Genomic DNA, 18,528 nt, shown 5'->3' with positions numbered 1-18,528 from the left:
TCGCTGCGCAACCGAGCGGGAGCAAGCTCCCTCGCCACGGGGCCGGTGTTGGCTTGACCGACCGGAACGAGGCTCAAGGCGTATTGATTTCCAAACGGAAGTCCACAGCCTTGGGCGTCGGCGCAATGGCCGGCAGGAAGCTGGTTTGTTCGCCGTACAGCGTCAGGCTTTTCCAGGTTTCTTCCTCAGCGATCGGAAAGCCTTCCGGCCCCAGCCAGGCAAAGCGGTAATACAGGGTCTTGTTGTTGAAGCTGGTGTTGCTCAGCTGCACGTTGACCGTCATGTAGCCGTTTTCCCGGGCGACGCGCATGGCGCCCACCACGATGTTTTTCGTCTTGCCCATCGCCACGACCTTGCTGGCGGCGCTGCCCGGCTCCGGTGGCGGCGGGGTGGCGCAACCGGCCAGCAAGGCCAGGGCGCCGACGGCAATCAGTTTTAAACGCATGTGAACAAGACTCCGTTCTTAAGGTTGCTTAAGGGCAATGGCGGTCGGGTTGGCGTTGGGCATCACCTGGGCGGCCAAGCCACCGGCGAACACCTGATTGCCCACCGCCCGCAGGCTGATGACCTGGTAACGCTGATCGACAGTGACCTTGACCACCGAGCCGCCCACGGCGCTTGGCAAGGTGACCTGGTGTTCGCCTTTCTTCAGGCGCAGGCGCACCACTTGGGTGTAGTCCGGCAAGGTGCGCCAGGTCCGGGTGTCGGCGCCTTCGAGCACGGCCGAGGTAAGCCCCACGGCGAGACCGGCCAGGGGATTGGTTTCATTGATCTGCTTTTGGGCCACACCACGGGTGATCGCCCGTACGGTGGTGCGCAGGATGATGCCCGGCATGTCGTCGCGCAGGGCCCGGCGGGACATGGCGGTGGTGCTGTTGAGCTGGGTCAGGTCGAGCTGACGGCCGTCGACGCCGATCTGGGCAAAGGTGGCGGTGGAGGTGTCAGGCTTGATCAGCGGGAACGACAGTGGCGTGATGACCAGGTTGCCGCTGATGGGCAAGGGCAGGGGAATGCGGATCGAATCCCGGGACGGCGCCAGGCCGCTCTGGACGACGATCAGGATGTCGCTGTCGTCGTTCTTGGCGGCAGGCTTGTCGAGGTTGCGCAGCGCCTGTTCCAGCAACGGGGTGTTCGGGCGCAGTTCGGCGGCCTTGCGATAGCCCGGCGCGGCCAGGTCCTTTTCCCCCAGGGCCTCGTAGACGAAACCGGCCAGGTAATGGCTGAACGCGCTTTGGTAACTGTTCTTGAGACCGACCACTTCCGGGGCGTCGAGGCTGGCGACCGGGTAGCCCTGGAGGTCCTTGTACTCGGTCTTGACCCCTTGCTGCTCGGCCTCTTCCTCGCGCTTGAGGTATTCCTTGTCCCGCAGGTCGGCAATCACCGCTTCGCGTTCGTGGGTTTTCTTGATCTGGGTCCGCGCACCGTCGAAGTCGTTCACCGCCAGCAGATTCAGGGCCATCTGCGTGGTCAGCATGACCTTTTCGTAGTCGTAGCCCTCGTAGCGCCGGACTTTATCGTTGACCAGGAAACTACCGAACTGCGCCAGGTACTTGGCTGTGTCGAGCTTGACGGCGTCTTCCCACTGGCCTACCCGCTGGTCAGCGCTGGTCCAGGCCGTCTGGCTGCCGGACAGATCGCCCTTGGCGCGCAGCAGCTCGCCTTTCTCGAAGAAATACAGCAGGTCCTTGTCCTGGCTGCTGTTGTTCTTTTCCAGCAGGGTCAACGCCGCGTCGACATTGCCGGAAGCCAGCTGCTGGTTGGTCTGGGCCAACTCACTGTCGTAGTTGCGAAAGGCCGAACAGCCGGACAACAAAGTGATCGCACCGAGGGCGAGCGAAAAAGCGGCACGGGAGGCCATGGCTACATCTTCCCTGAGGTATCAGCCGGGGTATGCGGGTCGGGCTGGAGCGATCCCACGGACAAGCGTCGCGACGCCGTCAGTTCCTCATAAGTAGAGGAGCTTTTATGCCGTCTGACTATAAGAGGGCGGCGCGATTATAAACGCGGCCTTCGGTTATGTAATGGCTTTTCAATGTCTAAATGGTGTTTTTGTGACATCACCTCCAAAGCATGAAAGTCCGATGAAAATAGGCTGCCAATGCACATCAGCCCTTGAGCCAAAGTCATTGGAAGTGAACAATGTGTTACTTCTTATTTCCAACCGAGAGTCATTCATGACTGCGCCGTTCCGTTTTCTGGCCTGGCTTGCACTGCCGTTGCTTGCACTGTGCAGCCTCCCTTTGCTGGCCGATACCGTTGAGGGAGCCCCCCAGGCACTGCATCTACTGGATTACATCGGGGCGGATTATCCGGAGACGGTCGACGCGGGCAACGTCATCGATGATGCCGAATACCGCGAACAACTTGAATTCACCCAGGTGCTGGAAGGGTTGATCGCTGGGCTGCCAGCCAAGCCGGAAAAGGCTGAGCTGACCCAAGGTATCGGCGCCCTGCGCAGCGCGATCAGCCAGCATCAAGACGGCGGCGAGGTGGCCCGCCTGGCCCGACAACTGGGGGCCAGACTGGCGGTGGCTTATGAAGTCAGCCAAGCGCCCATCATCACCCCGGACCCCACGCGCGGTGCACCGCTGTACGCCCAGAACTGTTCTGTGTGTCACGGCGACAGCGGCGCCGGCGACGGCCCCGCCGGCGTAGGCCTGGAGCCACCACCTGCCAATCTGCGCGACGGTCAGCGGCTGGATCGCCTGAGCCTCTACGCGATCTACAACACCCTCGGCATGGGGGTCGAAGGCACCGACATGCCGGCCTTCGCCGACCAGCTCGATGATCGTCAACGCTGGGACCTGGCGACCTACATCGCCAGCTTCAGCGCCGACCCGGCGGCCGCCAAAAGTGCGCAGACCTACAACCTTGCGGACCTCGCGCGTCAGACACCGGCCGAAGTCCTCGCTGCGCAAGGCCCAGAGGCGGCCGCCACCTTCCGCGCCCAGCGTGCCCAACCGCCGCAAGTGCAACGCGGCCCGGCGCAGTTGCTCGACTACACCGCCGCTACCCTGGATAAAAGCATCGCGGCGTACCGCTCCGGTGATCACGACCAGGCCTATGATTTGTCGGTAGCGGCTTATCTGGAAGGCTTCGAGCTGGTGGAAAGCTCGCTGGATAACGTCGATGCCAACGTGCGCAAAGACACGGAAAAGACCTTGATGGCCTACCGTCAATCGCTGCAGGACGGTTTACCGGTCGAGCAGGCCGCGCAGCGTCTGGACGCGGCCAAGGCTAAATTGAAGGAGTCCGCCGGCCTGCTGGGCGGCGACGGCTTGAGCTGGTCGCTGAGCTATATCTCTGGGTTGCTGATTCTGCTGCGTGAAGGGCTGGAGGCGATCCTGGTGCTCGCGGCGATCCTGGCGTTCCTGCGCAACACTGGCCAGCAGTCAGCGGTGCGCAGCGTCAACGTTGGTTGGGGCCTGGCGCTGTTGGCTGGCCTGGCGACCTGGGGGCTGGCCGCGTATGTGATTGACGTCAGCGGTGCCCAGCGCGAATTGCTCGAAGGTGCGACGGCGTTGTTTGCCAGTGTGATGGTGTTGTGGCTGGGTGTGTGGATGCACGACCGCCGCCACGCAGCGGCCTGGCAGGATTACATCAAGAGCAGTCTGGTGGGCGGCGGTGGCCGTTTCGGTTTCGCGATCCTGGCGTTCTTCTCGGTGTATCGCGAGCTGTTCGAAGTGATCCTGTTCTACGAAACCTTGTGGTTGCAAGCCGGCCCCGCTGGACACAACGCGGTGCTGGCAGGCGGCGCGACGGCGCTGGTGCTGCTGGTGGGCCTGGCCTGGGTGATTCTGCGTGGTTCGGCGAAACTGCCGCTGACACTGTTCTTCAGCATCAACGCCGCGTTGCTGTGCGCGCTGTCGGTGGTGTTCGCCGGTCATGGCGTGAAGGCGTTGCAGGAAGCCGGGATCTTCGGCACTCATCCGGTGGCGTTCTTCGACTTCGATTGGTTGGGCATTCATGCCGATGCTTATTCGCTGAGCGCTCAAGTGGTGGCGATCCTGGCGATCGTGGTGCTGTATGGACGTAGTTGGGTGGCGGAGAAGCGCAAGGTTCAGGTTTCCTAAAAGCATTCGCTGTGCTCACAATCGCGCAGTGCTTTTAACGAGGAACAACCCATGCGCGTATGGATCGACGCCGATGCCTGTCCCAAGGCCGCGAAGGAACTGGTGGTCAAGTTCGCCTTGAAGCGCCAGTTCGAAGTGGTGCTGGTGGCCGGCCAACCGCAGATCAAGCCTGGCCTGACCTGTGTGAAGCTGATCGTGGTGCCCAGCGGTCCCGACGCGGCGGACGATTACCTGGTGGAGCACGCCGTGCCGGGTGAGCTGGTGATCTGCAGCGATGTGCCCTTGGCCGACCGGTTGGTGAAGAAGGGTGTCGCCGCCCTGGACCCCCGGGGCAAGGAGTTCGATGCCCAAAACATGGGGGATCGGCTGGCGGTGCGCAACCTGTTCACCGATTTGCGTGAACAGGGCCACATGGGCGGTGGCCCGGCAGCGTACAGCGAGCGGGACAAGCAGGGGTTTGCCAATGCTCTGGACCGGATACTGACGCGCTTGGCCCGAATGGCTTGAGTTCTGTGTAACCCCCCTGTGGGAGCGAGCTTGCTCGCGATAGCGTCGGATCAGCTGGCATTTCTATCGGCTGACACCCCGTCTTCGCGAGCAAGCTCGCTCCCACAGGGGCTAGGCGTGTTGCTAGACGTCGTTCTCGTGCGTCAATTCCAACACCCGGTCCACCAGCTTGTTGATGCCCGAGGCTGCTTCGCTGATGTTCTGCGCCAGCATGTAGGCCGGGGTACTGACCAGTTTGCGTGCAGTGTCTTCGACAATGTCGGTGACGGCACATTCCTCGTGAGTACCGCCCATCTTGACCACGGCGGCGGCGGTGTCGACGTCGTTGCCGATGGTGCAGACCACCCCAGGCCCGTAGATCTTGGCGGCCAGGGCCGGGGAAATGCAGATCAGCCCCACTGGTTTTCCAGCCTCGGCAAAGGCTTCGGCCAGTGCCAGGACTTCCGGCTGGATGCTGCAACCTGCGCCTTCGACAGCAAAGTTGGAGAGATTTTTCGCCGAGCCGAAACCGCCCGGCACGATCAAGGCATCGAAGTCCTCGGCCTTGGCTTCGCGCAAGTCCTTCACGTTGCCCCGGGCGATCCGCGCTGACTCCACCAGCACGTTGCGGCTCTCGGACATTTCTTCACCGGTCAGGTGATTGATCACATGCAGCTGGGCAATGTTGGGGGCGAAACATTGCACCTGTGCTCCACGCTGGTCGAGACGCAGCAAGGTGATCACGCTTTCGTGGATCTCGGCGCCGTCATACACGCCACAGCCGGAAAGGATCACTGCAATTTTTTTGCTCATGGTTTTTTCTCCAGATTCATGGCGTTAAATGTCCACTAATTTGTCACTCGTTGCCATAGGGTTCTCCAGCGGCTACACCTAATCTGCCGGTTACCTACAAGCTCGGGTCGCGTCATGAATTTCATTCTGTATGCCGTACCGTTCTTCTTCGTGTTGATCGCCGTCGAGTTGCTGGCTGATCGCTGGCGTGGTGTGAGTCACTACCGTGTGGCGGACGCGATCAACAGCTTGAGCACTGGTGTGCTGTCGACCACCACCGGTTTGTTGACCAAGGGCGTGGGGCTGGTGACCTACGCCTTCGCACTCGAACACTTGGCCGTGATTGAATTGCCCGTTGACCGGGCCTGGGTCTGGGTGTTTGCCTTTGTGTTCTACGACTTCTGCTATTACTGGCTGCACCGCATGGGCCATGAACGCAATATCCTCTGGGCGGCCCATTCGGTGCATCACCAGAGCGAGGACTACAACCTTTCCACGGCGTTGCGCCAGACCAGCACCGGGTTTCTGCTGAGCTGGATCTTCTACCTGCCGCTGGCGGTGCTGGGCGTGCCGCTGGTGGTGTTCGTCAGCGTTGCGGCGTTGAATCTGCTGTACCAGTTCTGGGTCCACACCCAGCACATTCCCAAGCTTGGCTGGCTGGAGTGGTGCTTCGTTACGCCGTCCAATCATCGTGCCCACCATGCACAGAACCCTCTCTACATGGATCGCAACTACGGCGGAGTGTTCATTATTTGGGACCGTCTGTTTGGCACCTTCCAGGAAGAAGACGACAACGAACCGGTGATTTTTGGTGTGACCACGCCACTGGCCAGCTGGAATCCGTTGTGGGCCAATCTGCAGTTCTATGCACAACTGTGGGGGGATGCCCGTCGGGCCGAGCGCTGGCGGGACAAGCTGCGGATCTGGTTCATGCCCACCGGTTGGCGGCCGGCGGACGTTGCTGCCAGGTATCCGCTGAACAAGCCGCAGTTGAGTCAGTTCCGCAAGTTCGAGGTGCCGTTGGAGGGGCGCCAGCAGGGGTATGTGGCGCTGCAGTTCTGCGCCTACATTGCGCTGGGCAGCTACTTGATGAACCTGGAGAACAGCCTGCCGGTCGCCGCCCTGGTACTCGGGTGGGGGGCGGTGGCATTGGGTTTGTTCGTGCTGGGCGTGGCCCTGGAGAATCGCCCGTGGGCGCTGAGGCTGGAATTGTTGCGGCTGGCCACCAACCTGCCGCTGGTGTGGCTGGCGCCGCTGGTCGGCCTGTGGCCGGCCAGCCCAGTGGCTTGGGCCGGGTTGCTCAGCTACAGCTTGCTCAGTGGAATCGGTCTGTATTGCTGCCGTAACCGGTTTACTCGGTTGGCGTCGTAGGTTCGCCGGCCTTGGCTTGTTCCAGGCGCTCGGTTTCGAGGATTTTCCTGGCCAGCCGCGCGTTCTTGAGACGCCGACGCAGCCATAGGCACAGGCCCAGCACCAACAGGGCGCCGAGTACCCACAACTCGTATTTCTTGATGCTGCCCAACATGCCTTCGAGCACCGCGCCGAAGTGGTAGGCGGCGGCGGCCAGTGCCGTGGCCCAGATAGCTGCACCGATGCCGTTGAGCAACAGGTAGCGGCCCGGCGGGTAGCCTGACAGGCCGATAGCCACCGGCATCACGGTACGCAGGCCATAGACGAAGCGAAAGCTCAGGACCCAGATGTCCGGATGCCTGCGGATATGCTCCAGCGCGCGATCCCCCATCAATTGCCAGCGGGGCTTGCGCGCCAGCAGCTTGCGTCCGTGCTTGCGTCCCAGGAAATACCACAGCTGATCGCCCGCATAGCTGCCGCAGAAGGCCACGACCACTACGAGATTGATATCCATATAGCCACGGAACGCCAGGAAGCCTGCGAGCACGAGGATGGTTTCGCCTTCGAAGAACGTGCCGATAAACAGGGCCAAGTAGCCGAAGTCATGCAGAAATTGTTGGAGCATTGTCTGGGTGCTGGCGAAATGAACGCGCAGCCTAACCCTTCGAGCACATTCATGAAAGTATCGAAATGTGTCTCGACGTGAACAATTCCTACAATGACAATAACTGCGACGACAGGTCACGGGGTGCACATAACTGTAATGCTTTGGTCATAATGGCCGCTTATAACTGTCACGCTCGCCCGTCAGCACGGGCTCAGGAGTCTGCCGTGAGCTTTACCCCCGCCAATCGTCTGTTCCCTGCTACCCGCCTGCGTCGCAATCGCCGTGATGAGTTCTCGCGTCGGCTGGTGCGTGAAAACGTACTGACCACCAACGACCTGATCCTGCCGGTGTTCGTGCTGGACGGTGAGAACCGTCGCGAAGCGGTGGCGTCGATGCCTGGTGTGGAACGCCTGACCATCGATCTTTTGCTTGAAGAAGCCGCCCAATGGGTCGAGCTGGGCATTCCGGCGCTGGCGCTGTTCCCGGTCACGCCGCCGTCCCTCAAGTCCCTGGACGCCGCCGAAGCCTGGAACCCGGAAGGCATCGCCCAGCGTGCGACTCGTGCCCTGCGCGAGCGCTTCCCGGAATTGGGTGTGATCACCGACGTGGCGCTGGACCCGTTTACCACCCATGGCCAGGACGGCATTCTTGATGAAGAAGGCTATGTGCAGAACGACATTACTGTCGATGCGCTGGTGAGGCAGGCCCTGTCCCACGCCGAGGCCGGCGCCCAGGTGGTGGCACCGTCGGACATGATGGACGGGCGCATCCAGGCGATCCGCGAAGCCCTCGAAGTGGCCGGCCACGTCAACGTGCGGATCATGGCCTACTCGGCCAAGTATGCCAGCGCCTATTACGGCCCGTTCCGCGACGCAGTCGGCTCGGCCCTGAACCTGGGCAAGGCCAACAAGGCCTCTTATCAGATGGACCCGGCCAATAGCCATGAAGCCTTGCACGAAGTGGCGGCTGACTTGTCAGAAGGGGCAGACATGGTCATGGTCAAGCCGGGCATGCCTTACCTCGACATTCTTTGTCGGGTCAAAGAAGAATTCAAAGTGCCGACCTTTGTTTATCAGGTCAGCGGCGAGTACGCCATGCACATGGCGGCGATCCAGAACGGCTGGTTGAGCGAAGCAGTGATCCTCGAGTCCTTGACCGCTTTTAAACGTGCAGGAGCCGATGGCATCCTGACTTACTTTGCCGTGCGCGCTGCCCAATTGTTACGAGAGCAGAAATAGCCTCCCAGGAACTTGCGATGAATACCGAAGGACTCTCTGAAGTTGCCGTAAAAGATGCTCAACCCGTGGTCGAGCAAGTCGCCGAAACGCCGCCGGAGGTGGAGCCCGCTCCCCCGGCTGTCATCGAGCCTGCCCCGGCCCCGGCGATTGCCGTTCCCAACCTGGATGACAGCAGCCTGTACATCCATCGGGAGCTGTCGCAACTGCAGTTCAACATCCGCGTGCTGGAGCAGGCGCTGGACGAGTCCTATCCGTTGCTCGAGCGCTTGAAGTTCCTGCTGATCTTTTCCAGCAACCTGGATGAGTTTTTCGAAATCCGCGTCGCCGGGCTAAAGAAACAGATCACCTTCGCCCGTGAACAGGCCGGTGCCGACGGCCTGCAACCGCACCAGGCCCTGGCGCGCATCAGCGAGCTGGTCCACGGTCACGTTGACCGCCAGTACGCGATCCTCAACGACATCCTGCTGCCGGAACTGGAAAAACATCAGGTCCGCTTCATCCGTCGTCGCAACTGGAACACCAAGATCAAGACCTGGGTGCGCCGCTATTTCCGCGACGAGATCGCACCGATCATTACTCCGATCGGCCTCGACCCGACACACCCGTTCCCACTGCTGGTCAACAAAAGCTTGAACTTCATCGTCGAACTGGAAGGCATCGACGCCTTCGGTCGCGATTCCGGCCTGGCGATCATCCCCGCACCGCGCCTGCTGCCGCGCATCATCCGCGTGCCGGAAGATGTCGGCGGCGCTGGCGACAACTATGTGTTCCTGTCGTCGATGATCCACGCCCACGCCGATGACCTGTTCCAGGGCATGAAGGTCAAGGGCTGCTACCAGTTCCGTCTGACGCGTAACGCCGACCTGTCGGTAGACACCGAAGATGTCGAAGACCTGGCCCGCGCCCTGCGCGGCGAGCTGTTCTCCCGTCGTTACGGCGATGCGGTGCGTCTGGAAGTGGCCGACACCTGCCCGAAACACTTGTCCGATTACCTGCTCAAGCAGTTCAACCTGCATGAGACCGAGCTGTATCAGGTCAACGGACCGGTCAACTTGACCCGGTTGTTCAGCATCACTGGCCTGGACAGTCACCCGGAACTGCAATATTTGCCGTTCACGCCGCAGATCCCGAAACTGCTGCAGAACAGTGAGAACATTTTCAGCGTGGTCAGTAAGCAAGACATCCTGCTGTTGCACCCGTTCGAGTCGTTCACCCCCGTGGTCGACCTGCTGCGCCAAGCGGCGAAGGATCCCCACGTATTGGCGGTGCGCCAGACCCTGTATCGCAGCGGCGCCAACTCGGAAATCGTCGACGCCCTGGTGGACGCGGCGCGAAACGGCAAGGAAGTCACTGTGGTGATCGAATTGCGCGCGCGCTTCGATGAGGAGTCCAACCTGCAACTGGCCAGCCGTCTGCAAGCGGCCGGTGCGGTGGTGATCTACGGCGTGGTCGGCTTCAAGACCCACGCCAAGATGATGCTCATCCTGCGGCGCGAAGCCGGTGAGATTGTGCGTTACGCTCACTTGGGCACGGGCAACTATCACGCTGCGAACGCCCGTCTCTACACCGACTACAGCCTGCTGACCTCTGACGATGCCTTGTGCGAGGACGTCGGCAAGTTGTTCAGCCAGTTGATCGGCATGGGCAAGACCCTGCGCATGAAAAAACTGCTGCATGCGCCTTTCACCCTGAAAAAGGGCATGCTCGACATGATCGCCCGGGAAACCCAGTTCGCCCTGGAAGGCAAGCCGGCGCACATCATCGCCAAATTCAACTCGCTGACCGATCCGAAAGTCATCCGCGCGTTGTACAAGGCCAGCCAGTCGGGCGTGCGCATCGACCTGGTGGTACGCGGCATGTGCTGCCTGCGGCCGGGCATTCCGGGGGTTTCCCACAACATCCACGTGCGCTCGATCATCGGACGCTTCCTGGAACATACCCGGGTGTTCTACTTCCTCAATGGCGGCGAGGAGCAGATGTTCCTGTCCAGTGCCGACTGGATGGAGCGCAACCTCGACAAACGGGTCGAGACTTGCTTCCCGGTGGAAGGCAAGAAGTTGATTCTGCGGGTCAAGAAAGAGCTGGAAAGCTACCTCACCGACAACACCCACAGCTGGAGCCTGCAACCGGATGGCCGTTACATCCGGAATACGCCGACCGGCAACCAGAACCCGCGTAGTGCCCAGGCGACGTTGCTGGAGCGCTTGAGCAGTCCGGTGTTGGCGGTTCGTTAAAAAATCGGTGGGGGAGGCAGGCTTAGCTTTTGTGGCGAGGGAGCTTGCTCCCGCTGGGCTGCGAAGCAGCCCCCAAATCTGAGGTCGTGATCTGTCAGTCAGATCATCGCAGCCACTCTTGGGAGGGCTTCGCCCTCCAGCGGGAGCAAGCTCCCTCGCCACAGAGATTGTGTTGTGGGAGGGCTCAGTGAATGTTCAGCACAATCCCGACCCGGGTCAGCCAGTCGGCTTCCTGGGCGAAGTCGGCCTGGGTCAATTGGTTCTCGTCCAGCCAATTTTCAGGAAACAGCACATCCAGATGATCGCCATCGGCGCGTAGGACTACCTGGGGCATTTCCTGGGTACCGCGGATGTGGTGGAACAGAATCGCAAAGCGCAGCAGCACGCACAGGCGAATCAGCTTGATGCCGTCATCGCCGAACTCGGCAAATTTATCCTTGGGAATGTTGCGGCGGTGGCCGCGCACCAGCAGTGCGAGCATCTGCTGGTCCTCCCGGGAGAAACCCGCCAGGTCCGAGTGCTCGATCAGGTAGGCGCCGTGCTTGTGGTAATGATAGTGGGCGATGTCCAAGCCCACCTCATGCACCTTGGCCGCCCAACCCAGCAGTTCACGCCAGACGCCGTCGTTCAGGTCCCAGTCATCGGCTACCTGGTCGAAGGCGTGCAGCGCCTTGCGCTCGACCCGTGCGGCCTGTTCCTGATCGACGTGGTAACGCTCCATGAGCGAGCCCAGGGTGCGTTCACGGACGTCTTCGTGGTGATGACGCCCCAGTAGGTCATACAGCACGCCTTCGCGCAGGGCGCCCTCACAGTGGTCCATGCGCTGCAATTCAAGGGCGTCGAAAATGGCTTCCAGAATCGCCAGGCCCGCCGGGAAAATCGCCCGGCGGTCGGGCTTGATGCCTTCGAAATCGAGTTTGTCGGCGTCGCCGAGCTTGAACACCCGGCGCTTGAGCCAGGCCAGGCCCTCGGCGTTGACTTCGCCGGTGCCATGCCCGCCAGCCTTGAGTGCCAGGCCAATGGCGCGAATGGTGCCCGAGGAGCCGATGGCTTCATCCCAGGTCAGGCGATGCAAGGCGTGTTCGATGCTCATGATTTCCAGGCGCGCCGCCGTATAGGCCTGGGCGTAGCGGGCCGGGGTAATCTTGCCGTCGCGGAAATAGCGCTGGGTGTAGCTGACGCAACCCATCTGCAGGCTTTCGCGCAGCAGCGGCTCAAAACGCTGGCCAATGATGAATTCGGTACTGCCGCCGCCGATGTCCGCCACCAGGCGCTTGCCCGGCGTGTCGGCCAGGGTGTGGGAGACGCCGAGGTAGATCAGGCGGGCTTCTTCACGGCCGGAGATGACTTCCACGGGATGGCCGAGGATCTCCTCGGCGCGGCGGATGAATTCACCACGGTTACGCGCCTCGCGCAGGGCGTTGGTGCCCACGATCCGCACCGCGCCCAGGGGCATGCCGTTGATCAGTTGGGCAAAGCGCTTGAGGCAATCGAGCCCGCGTTGGATGGACTCTTCGCTGAGCTTGCGCTCTTCGTCGATCCCGGCGGCCAGTTGGACCTTCTCCCCGAGCCGCTCAAGAATGCGGATTTCCCCGTTCTGGGCCTTGGCGACCACCATGTGGAAGCTGTTGGAGCCCAGGTCTATGGCGGCGATCAGGGACAGATTCTTGGCTTGGGATGGCGGCATGGTCAAAAAGTCTCGGTCGATAACCTCGACATCCTGCCACGATCAATCGTTTACGCCAACGCACCTGATCCAAACCCTTGAGCCAGAGCAGTTCACTGTGGCGAGGGAGCTTGCTCCCGCTCGGCTGCGCAGCAGTCGTAAACCGGCCACCGAGTTTTCCTGATGGACCGGGTCGAATGCTCATGGGGCTGCTGCGCAGCCCAGCGGGAGCAAGCTCCCTCGCCACAGGAACCTCTTTGGCAGCGAGGATCAGGCGGGCTCGACGGTCCCGATAAAGTTTGCCAGCTCCGCCGTCTGCGGATTGGCAAACAATATCTTGGGATCGCCGACCTCATGCACTTTGCCCTGATGCATGAACACCAGTTTGTCCCCGACTTCCCGGGCGAAGCGCATTTCGTGGGTGACCATGATCAGGGTCATGCCTTCCTTGGCCAGTTGCCGCACCACGCTGAGCACTTCATTGACCAGTTCCGGGTCCAGGGCCGAGGTGATTTCATCGCACAGCAACACTTTCGGCGACATCGCCAAGGCCCGGGCGATGGCGACCCGTTGTTGCTGGCCACCGGACAAACGGTCGGGAAACGCATCGAACTTTTCGCCGAGGCCGACCCGTTCCAGCATCTGCCGCGCCAGCTCGGCCGCCTTGGCCTTGGGCACTTTCTGTACAACCTGCGGCGCGAGCATTACGTTCTCGCCGACGGTCAGGTGCGGGAACAGGTTGAACTGCTGGAACACCATCCCGACTTTCTGCCGCAGGCTGCGCAGGTCGGCGCGGGCGGCGTCGAGGTATTCGCCATCCACTTCGATCACGCCGTCGTTGATCGACTCCAGGCCATTGAGGGTGCGCAGCAACGTGGATTTGCCCGAGCCGCTGCGGCCGATGATCGCCACCACCTGGCCCTCCTCGACAGTCAGGTCGATGCCTTTGAGCACGTGGTGATCGCCGTAGTATTTATGCAGGGCGGAAATTCTAAGCAGAGGCATGCAGTCTCCTTTCCAGGTAGCGCGCACTGAGGGACAAGGGGTAGCAGAGCAGGAAGTAACCGAGGGCCACCAGGCCATACACCATGAACGGCTCGAATGTGGCGTTGGCGAGCATGCCGCCGGTCTTGGTCAGTTCAGTAAAACCAATGATCGAGGTCACCGCCGTGCCTTTGACCACCTGCACGGAAAAGCCCACGGTGGGTGCCACGGCGATGCGCAGGGCTTGGGGCAGGATCACGTAGCGCAACTGTTCCAGCGGGTTGAGGGCCAGGCTCGAAGAGGCTTCCCACTGGCCGTTGGGAATCGCCTCGACGCAACCGCGCCAGATCTCCGCCAGATAGGCACTGGTAAACAACGTCAGGGCAATTGCCGCCGCCATCCACGGCGAAATCTCCACCCCGGCCAGGGCCACGCCGAAGAACACCAGGAACAGCTGCATCAACAGCGGCGTGCCTTGGAACAGCTCAATGTAGGTGCGGGCGACGTTGCGGGGCAGGGCGTTTTTGGAAATGCGCAACACCATGACCAGCAAGCCGATCACGCCGCCACCGATAAACGCCACCAGCGACAACGCCAGGGTCCATTGCAAGCCCGTGAGCAAGTTGCGCACCACGTCCCAGAAAGTGAAATCGCTCATTGGCTGCTCCTGGCGATGTAGCGGCGACCCACCCAGTTCAAGAACTGACGGATCAACAGCGCCATGCACAAATAGATCAGCGTGGTCAGCGCGTAGGTTTCAAAGGCGCGGAAGTTGCGCGACTGAATGAAGTTGGCGGCGAAGCTCAACTCCTCGGTGGCGATCTGCGAACAGACCGCCGAACCGAGCATCACGATGATGATCTGGCTGCTCAGGGCCGGCCAGACCTTGCCCAGCGCCGGCAGCAGCACCACGTGGCGGAAGGCTTCGAAGCGGCTCATCGCCAGGGCTGCGGCCGCCTCCAGTTGCCCGCGCGGGATGGCCTGGATGCCTGCGCGAATGATCTCGGTGGAATAGGCACCGAGGTTGATCACCACCGCCAGCACCGCCGCCTGCCATTCGGAAATCTGCAGGCCCAGGGACGGCAGGCCGAAGAAGATGAAAAACAGCTGCACCAGGAACGGCGTGTTGCGGATCAGCTCCACGTACACACCGAAGATCGCCGCGAACGGGCGAATGTTCCACGCCCGCACCACGGCCCCGACGATGCCCAGGCTGACCCCGAGCAACGCGCCGATGGCGGTGAGTTCCAAGGTGAACAAGGCGCCGCGCAACAGCAGCTCGGTGTTTTGCACCACCGGCAGAAAATCGAACTGATAAGCCATGCTCAGCCTCTCAAGCGACGGTCAGAGGTCGGCCGGCAGCGGCTGCTTGAGCCAGGTCTGGGAGTTTTTCTCCAGGCTGCCATCGGTCTTGGCGGTCGCCAGGATCTGGTTGACCTTCTCCAGCAACGCTGGCTCGTTCTTGTTCACACCCACGTACACCGGCGAATCCTTGAGTTTTACTTTCAGGGCCGGGACGCGCTTGGGGTTGCGCTCACTGATGGCGACCATCACCACGTTGCCGCTGGCGATCAGGTCCACCTGGCCGGCCAGATAGGCGGCGATGGTCGAATTGTTGTCTTCGAAGCGCTTGATGGTGACGCCTTCGGGCGCAACCTTGGTCAACTCGATGTCTTCAATGGCGCCACGGGTGACGCTGATGGTCTTGCCCTTGAGGTCGTCCAGGCTATTGATGGCAGCGTCAGGCGGGCCGAACACCGCCAGGTAGAACGGCGCGTAGGCACTGGAGAAGTCGATGACTTTTTCCCGCTCCGGGTTTTTGCCCAGGCTGGAAATCACCAGGTCGACCTTGCCGGTGGTCAGGAATGGGATGCGGTTGGTGCTGTTGACCGGCGTCAGTTCAAGTTTGACCTTGAGCTGGTCGGCCAGCAGTTTCGCGGTATCGATGTCCAGGCCACGGGGCTTCATGTCCGGGCCTACCGAACCGAACGGCGGGAAGTCCTGGGGCACTGCGACCTTGAGCGTGCCACGCTTGACCACGTCATCCAGGCCATCGGCGTGGGCGGGCAGCTGACAGAGCATCAGGCTGGCAAACAGGGCAGTGAGCAGGGCGCTGCAACGCTGAATCATGGCGAATCTCCGCAGTCGGTGATGTGATTTCTGCGTTCGGACAGAGCACAGGCCATGCCAAGGCGGGTTTTCATCTGCCAAGCCCACGGTTTTACTGGTGTGGCGTGGTCTTACTGGTCTGAACAGTTGTGCGTCATTTCGCACTGTTATCGGGCGTCGGCATTTGTCGCCGAACCCTGCTGGGGCACGACTTGCCGGGCGCGGTAAATAGCTTTACAACTAGCCGCTCACTGGCCCGGTTCGTCTGAAAAATCATGAATTCCATCGCTCGCGCCGTTCCCGAAGTGGCCCTGCAAGCCATCCGCAAACTGATCGCCGATGAAGGCTTCGGTCCCGGCGATGCGCTGCCGTCGCAACGGGACCTGGCGCTGCAACTGGGGGTGAGCCGGGCGTCGTTGCGCGAGGCGCTTTCATCGTTGAGCGCGTTGGGGATGATCAGCGTGCAGCCCGGCAAAGGGGTGTTCGTGCAATCCGCGGTGGAGGTTCTACACCACGAGTCACCCCCGCGCTGGCCGTTCGCGGCCCAGGCCTCGCCGGTGGATATCTTCCAATTGCGTTATGCCCTGGAAGGCTTCGCCGCCGGGTTGGCGGCGGTGACGCTGAGCGCCGATGAACTGGACACATTGCAAGACAACGTCGAGGCCATGCGCCGGGAGTTGAAGCTCGGGGATTTCGACGCCGCGGCGCGGCTGGATTTCGAATTCCATCGGCGCATCCTGCTGGCCAGCGGTAACCAGGCCATGCTGAGCATCCTCACCGCCAGCGCCGACATCTTCCTGGAAAGCCAGAAACTACCGTTCATCAGGGCGGAACGGGCGATGGAAACGTGGCAGGAACATCGCAAGATCCTTCGCGCCTTGGCTCGCCGCGCTTCGGGGGCTGCGCAAAAAGCCATGCAGGAACATGTACGTAACGCAGCGTTGCGTACCGGGATTTCCTTTGTCGCCCCCGCCGCTTCGTAAGTTGGGCTATACCCAAATACGTCTTGCGTCATAGGGAGACTCAATCAACTGCGGCTTCCTGAACCCGGGAAGGGCCGCTATGATGGGCCACGTTTTTTTGCTGACAACCCCGGAGATTTCCATGAGCAGCGATCTGATCAAACACGTTAGCGACGCTAGCTTCGAGGCTGACGTACTCAAGGCCGAAGGCGCGGTACTGGTCGACTATTGGGCTGAGTGGTGCGGTCCGTGCAAAATGATCGCGCCAGTCCTGGACGAAATTGCCGAGACCTACAAGGGCAAGCTGACCATTGCCAAGCTGAACATCGACGAAAACCAGGAGACTCCGGCCAAGCACGGGGTGCGTGGTATCCCGACCCTGATGCTGTTCAAGAACGGCAACGTCGAAGCCACCAAGGTGGGAGCGCTCTCGAAGTCGCAGCTGGCGGCTTTCCTCGACGCCAACATCTAAGCGCCGAATGCCATTGGAAAAGCCCCGCAAATCGCGGGGCTTTTTCGTTATTCGGGGCTAGACGCTTGCAAATTCAGGTGTTACATTCGGCCCCGCACTGGTTTCTCCATTGCCCCCTGCAAGCCGTCGCCGACGCTCTCCTTTCGAATAAGTACGCGATCCTGTCGCCTTCTCCGCGGCGCGGCCTCATTAAGCCAAAAGCTTAATTTCCCCCCCTCCATAAATGATTACGTCATTCCTATATGAATCTGACTGAACTCAAGCAAAAGCCGATTACCGAACTGCTCGAATTGGCCGAACAGATGGGCATAGAAAATATGGCCCGTTCGCGCAAGCAGGACGTGATTTTCTCCCTGCTCAAAAAGCACGCGAAAAGCGGCGAGGAAATCTCCGGTGATGGCGTGTTGGAGATTCTCCAGGACGGCTTCGGCTTTCTTCGCTCCGCAGACGCTTCCTATCTCGCCGGCCCAGACGATATCTACGTCTCGCCGAGCCAGATCCGTCGCTTCAACTTGCGCACCGGTGACACCATCGTTGGCAAGATCCGTCCTCCGAAGGAAGGCGAGCGTTACTTCGCGCTGCTCAAGGTCGACACCATCAACTTCGACCGTCCGGAAAACGCGAAAAACAAGATTCTCTTCGAGAACCTGACCCCGCTGTTCCCGACCGTGCGCATGAAGATGGAAGCCGGCAACGGTTCCACCGAAGACCTCACCGGTCGTGTCATCGACCTGTGCGCACCCATCGGCAAAGGCCAGCGCGGTCTGATCGTGGCGCCGCCGAAGGCGGGCAAGACGATCATGCTGCAGAACATCGCGGCCAACATCGCCCGTAACAATCCTGAAGTTCATCTGATCGTGCTGCTGATCGACGAGCGTCCGGAAGAAGTGACCGAGATGCAGCGCACCGTGCGCGGCGAAGTGGTCGCCTCGACATTCGACGAGCCGCCGACCCGTCACGTGCAGGTTGCCGAAATGGTGATCGAGAAGGCCAAGCGCCTGGTCGAGCACAAGAAAGACGTAGTGATCCTGCTGGACTCCATCACCCGTCTGGCCCGTGCCTACAACACCGTGATCCCAAGCTCCGGCAAGGTGCTGACCGGTGGTGTCGATGCCCACGCCCTGGAGAAACCGAAGCGTTTCTTCGGTGCCGCGCGCAACATCGAAGAAGGCGGCTCGCTGACCATCATCGCCACCGCGCTGGTTGAAACCGGTTCGAAGATGGATGAAGTGATCTACGAGGAATTCAAAGGCACCGGCAACATGGAGCTGCCTCTGGATCGCAAGATCGCCGAAAAACGCGTCTTCCCGGCCATCAACATCAACCGTTCCGGCACCCGCCGCGAAGAGTTGCTGACCGCCGACGACGAGTTGCAGCGCATGTGGATCCTGCGCAAGCTGCTGCATCCAATGGACGAAGTCGCTGCCATCGAGTTCCTGATCGACAAACTGAAACAGACCAAGACCAACGATGAGTTCTTCTTGTCGATGAAACGCAAGTAATACGAAGTCAGTACCAAGCAAAGGGCGCCCCACAGGGCGCTCTTTTTTTTCGT

The 18,528-nt window shown here is 61.0% G+C and carries 17 protein-coding genes; 8 read left to right on the top strand and 9 right to left on the bottom strand.

Going from position 1 to position 18,528, the window contains the following annotated elements; translation table 11 throughout:
* Positions 1 to 73: 73 nt before the first annotated feature.
* Both QNH97_RS27600 and QNH97_RS27595 read right to left on the bottom strand, forming a co-directional pair.
* Positions 74 to 445, bottom strand: a complete 372-nt coding sequence (locus QNH97_RS27600; protein ID WP_283554761.1) for a YcfL family putative periplasmic lipoprotein — start codon at positions 443 to 445, stop codon at positions 74 to 76.
* A gap of 18 nt (positions 446 to 463) precedes the next feature.
* On the bottom strand, positions 464 to 1,858 hold the full coding sequence (locus tag QNH97_RS27595) for a COG3014 family protein (protein WP_283554760.1): 1,395 nt from the start codon (positions 1,856 to 1,858) through the stop codon (positions 464 to 466).
* 316 nt (positions 1,859 to 2,174) lie between these two features.
* Between QNH97_RS27595 and QNH97_RS27590 the strand changes: the two genes are divergently transcribed.
* A complete protein-coding gene (locus tag QNH97_RS27590) occupies positions 2,175 to 4,073 on the top strand; it encodes an FTR1 family protein (protein ID WP_283554759.1) in 1,899 nt (632 codons plus the stop codon).
* 51 nt (positions 4,074 to 4,124) lie between these two features.
* Positions 4,125 to 4,580, top strand: a complete 456-nt coding sequence (locus QNH97_RS27585; protein ID WP_283554758.1) for a YaiI/YqxD family protein — start codon at positions 4,125 to 4,127, stop codon at positions 4,578 to 4,580.
* Positions 4,581 to 4,703: 123 nt separating this feature from the next.
* Here QNH97_RS27585 and elbB read toward each other — a convergent pair whose 3' ends face one another.
* On the bottom strand, positions 4,704 to 5,372 hold the full coding sequence (elbB, locus tag QNH97_RS27580) for an isoprenoid biosynthesis glyoxalase ElbB (RefSeq protein WP_283554757.1): 669 nt from the start codon (positions 5,370 to 5,372) through the stop codon (positions 4,704 to 4,706).
* 114 nt (positions 5,373 to 5,486) lie between these two features.
* Here elbB and QNH97_RS27575 point away from each other — a divergent pair, with 114 nt between their 5' ends.
* On the top strand, positions 5,487 to 6,722 hold the full coding sequence (locus QNH97_RS27575; RefSeq protein WP_283554756.1) for a sterol desaturase family protein: 1,236 nt from the start codon (positions 5,487 to 5,489) through the stop codon (positions 6,720 to 6,722).
* Here the strand turns inward: QNH97_RS27575 and QNH97_RS27570 are convergent.
* Entirely contained in the window at positions 6,703 to 7,326 is a 624-nt protein-coding gene (locus QNH97_RS27570; protein ID WP_283554755.1) for a DedA family protein, read from the bottom strand. The genes QNH97_RS27575 and QNH97_RS27570 overlap by 20 nt on opposite strands.
* Before the next feature lie 206 nt (positions 7,327 to 7,532).
* Here QNH97_RS27570 and hemB point away from each other — a divergent pair, with 206 nt between their 5' ends.
* Together hemB and ppk1 are read left to right on the top strand one after the other, a co-directional pair.
* Entirely contained in the window at positions 7,533 to 8,546 is a 1,014-nt protein-coding gene (hemB, locus tag QNH97_RS27565) for a porphobilinogen synthase (RefSeq protein ID WP_283554754.1), read from the top strand.
* A gap of 17 nt (positions 8,547 to 8,563) precedes the next feature.
* Entirely contained in the window at positions 8,564 to 10,780 is a 2,217-nt protein-coding gene (gene ppk1, locus QNH97_RS27560; RefSeq protein WP_283554753.1) for a polyphosphate kinase 1, read from the top strand.
* Between the two features lie 184 nt (positions 10,781 to 10,964).
* Here ppk1 and ppx read toward each other — a convergent pair whose 3' ends face one another.
* The 5 genes from ppx to QNH97_RS27535 form a co-directional block, all read right to left on the bottom strand.
* A complete protein-coding gene (gene ppx / locus QNH97_RS27555) occupies positions 10,965 to 12,467 on the bottom strand; it encodes an exopolyphosphatase (protein WP_283554752.1) in 1,503 nt (500 codons plus the stop codon).
* 249 nt (positions 12,468 to 12,716) lie between these two features.
* The gene (locus tag QNH97_RS27550) at positions 12,717 to 13,451 is read right to left on the bottom strand and encodes an amino acid ABC transporter ATP-binding protein (protein ID WP_283554751.1); all 735 of its coding nucleotides are present in this window, start codon (positions 13,449 to 13,451) and stop codon (positions 12,717 to 12,719) included.
* On the bottom strand, positions 13,438 to 14,088 hold the full coding sequence (locus QNH97_RS27545; protein ID WP_283554750.1) for an amino acid ABC transporter permease: 651 nt from the start codon (positions 14,086 to 14,088) through the stop codon (positions 13,438 to 13,440). The genes QNH97_RS27550 and QNH97_RS27545 overlap by 14 nt, the downstream gene beginning before the upstream one ends.
* Positions 14,085 to 14,753: an amino acid ABC transporter permease gene (locus QNH97_RS27540; RefSeq protein WP_283554749.1), complete on the bottom strand. Its 669-nt coding sequence runs from the start codon at positions 14,751 to 14,753 to the stop codon at positions 14,085 to 14,087. Before QNH97_RS27540 ends, QNH97_RS27545 begins: the two co-directional genes overlap by 4 nt.
* A 21-nt stretch (positions 14,754 to 14,774) precedes the next feature.
* Positions 14,775 to 15,560: a transporter substrate-binding domain-containing protein gene (locus tag QNH97_RS27535; RefSeq protein WP_283554748.1), complete on the bottom strand. Its 786-nt coding sequence runs from the start codon at positions 15,558 to 15,560 to the stop codon at positions 14,775 to 14,777.
* A gap of 254 nt (positions 15,561 to 15,814) precedes the next feature.
* Between QNH97_RS27535 and QNH97_RS27530 the strand changes: the two genes are divergently transcribed.
* The 3 genes from QNH97_RS27530 (at position 15,815) to rho (ending at position 18,475) form a co-directional block, all read left to right on the top strand.
* Positions 15,815 to 16,522: a FadR/GntR family transcriptional regulator gene (locus QNH97_RS27530; protein WP_283554747.1), complete on the top strand. Its 708-nt coding sequence runs from the start codon at positions 15,815 to 15,817 to the stop codon at positions 16,520 to 16,522.
* A 121-nt stretch (positions 16,523 to 16,643) separates the two neighbouring features.
* Positions 16,644 to 16,973, top strand: a complete 330-nt coding sequence (gene trxA / locus QNH97_RS27525) for a thioredoxin TrxA (RefSeq protein WP_003177349.1) — start codon at positions 16,644 to 16,646, stop codon at positions 16,971 to 16,973.
* A 242-nt stretch (positions 16,974 to 17,215) separates the two neighbouring features.
* Complete coding sequence (gene rho / locus QNH97_RS27520; protein ID WP_095108697.1) at positions 17,216 to 18,475, top strand: transcription termination factor Rho; 1,260 nt, start codon at positions 17,216 to 17,218, stop codon at positions 18,473 to 18,475.
* The last annotated feature ends 53 nt before the right edge of the window (positions 18,476 to 18,528 follow it).

The sequence above is a fragment of the Pseudomonas sp. G2-4 genome (assembly GCF_030064125.1).
Taxonomy (GTDB): Bacteria; Pseudomonadota; Gammaproteobacteria; order Pseudomonadales; family Pseudomonadaceae; genus Aquipseudomonas.
The sequence above is the reverse complement of the archived record's forward strand: the minus strand, read 5'-3'. Positions and strand labels throughout refer to the sequence as shown.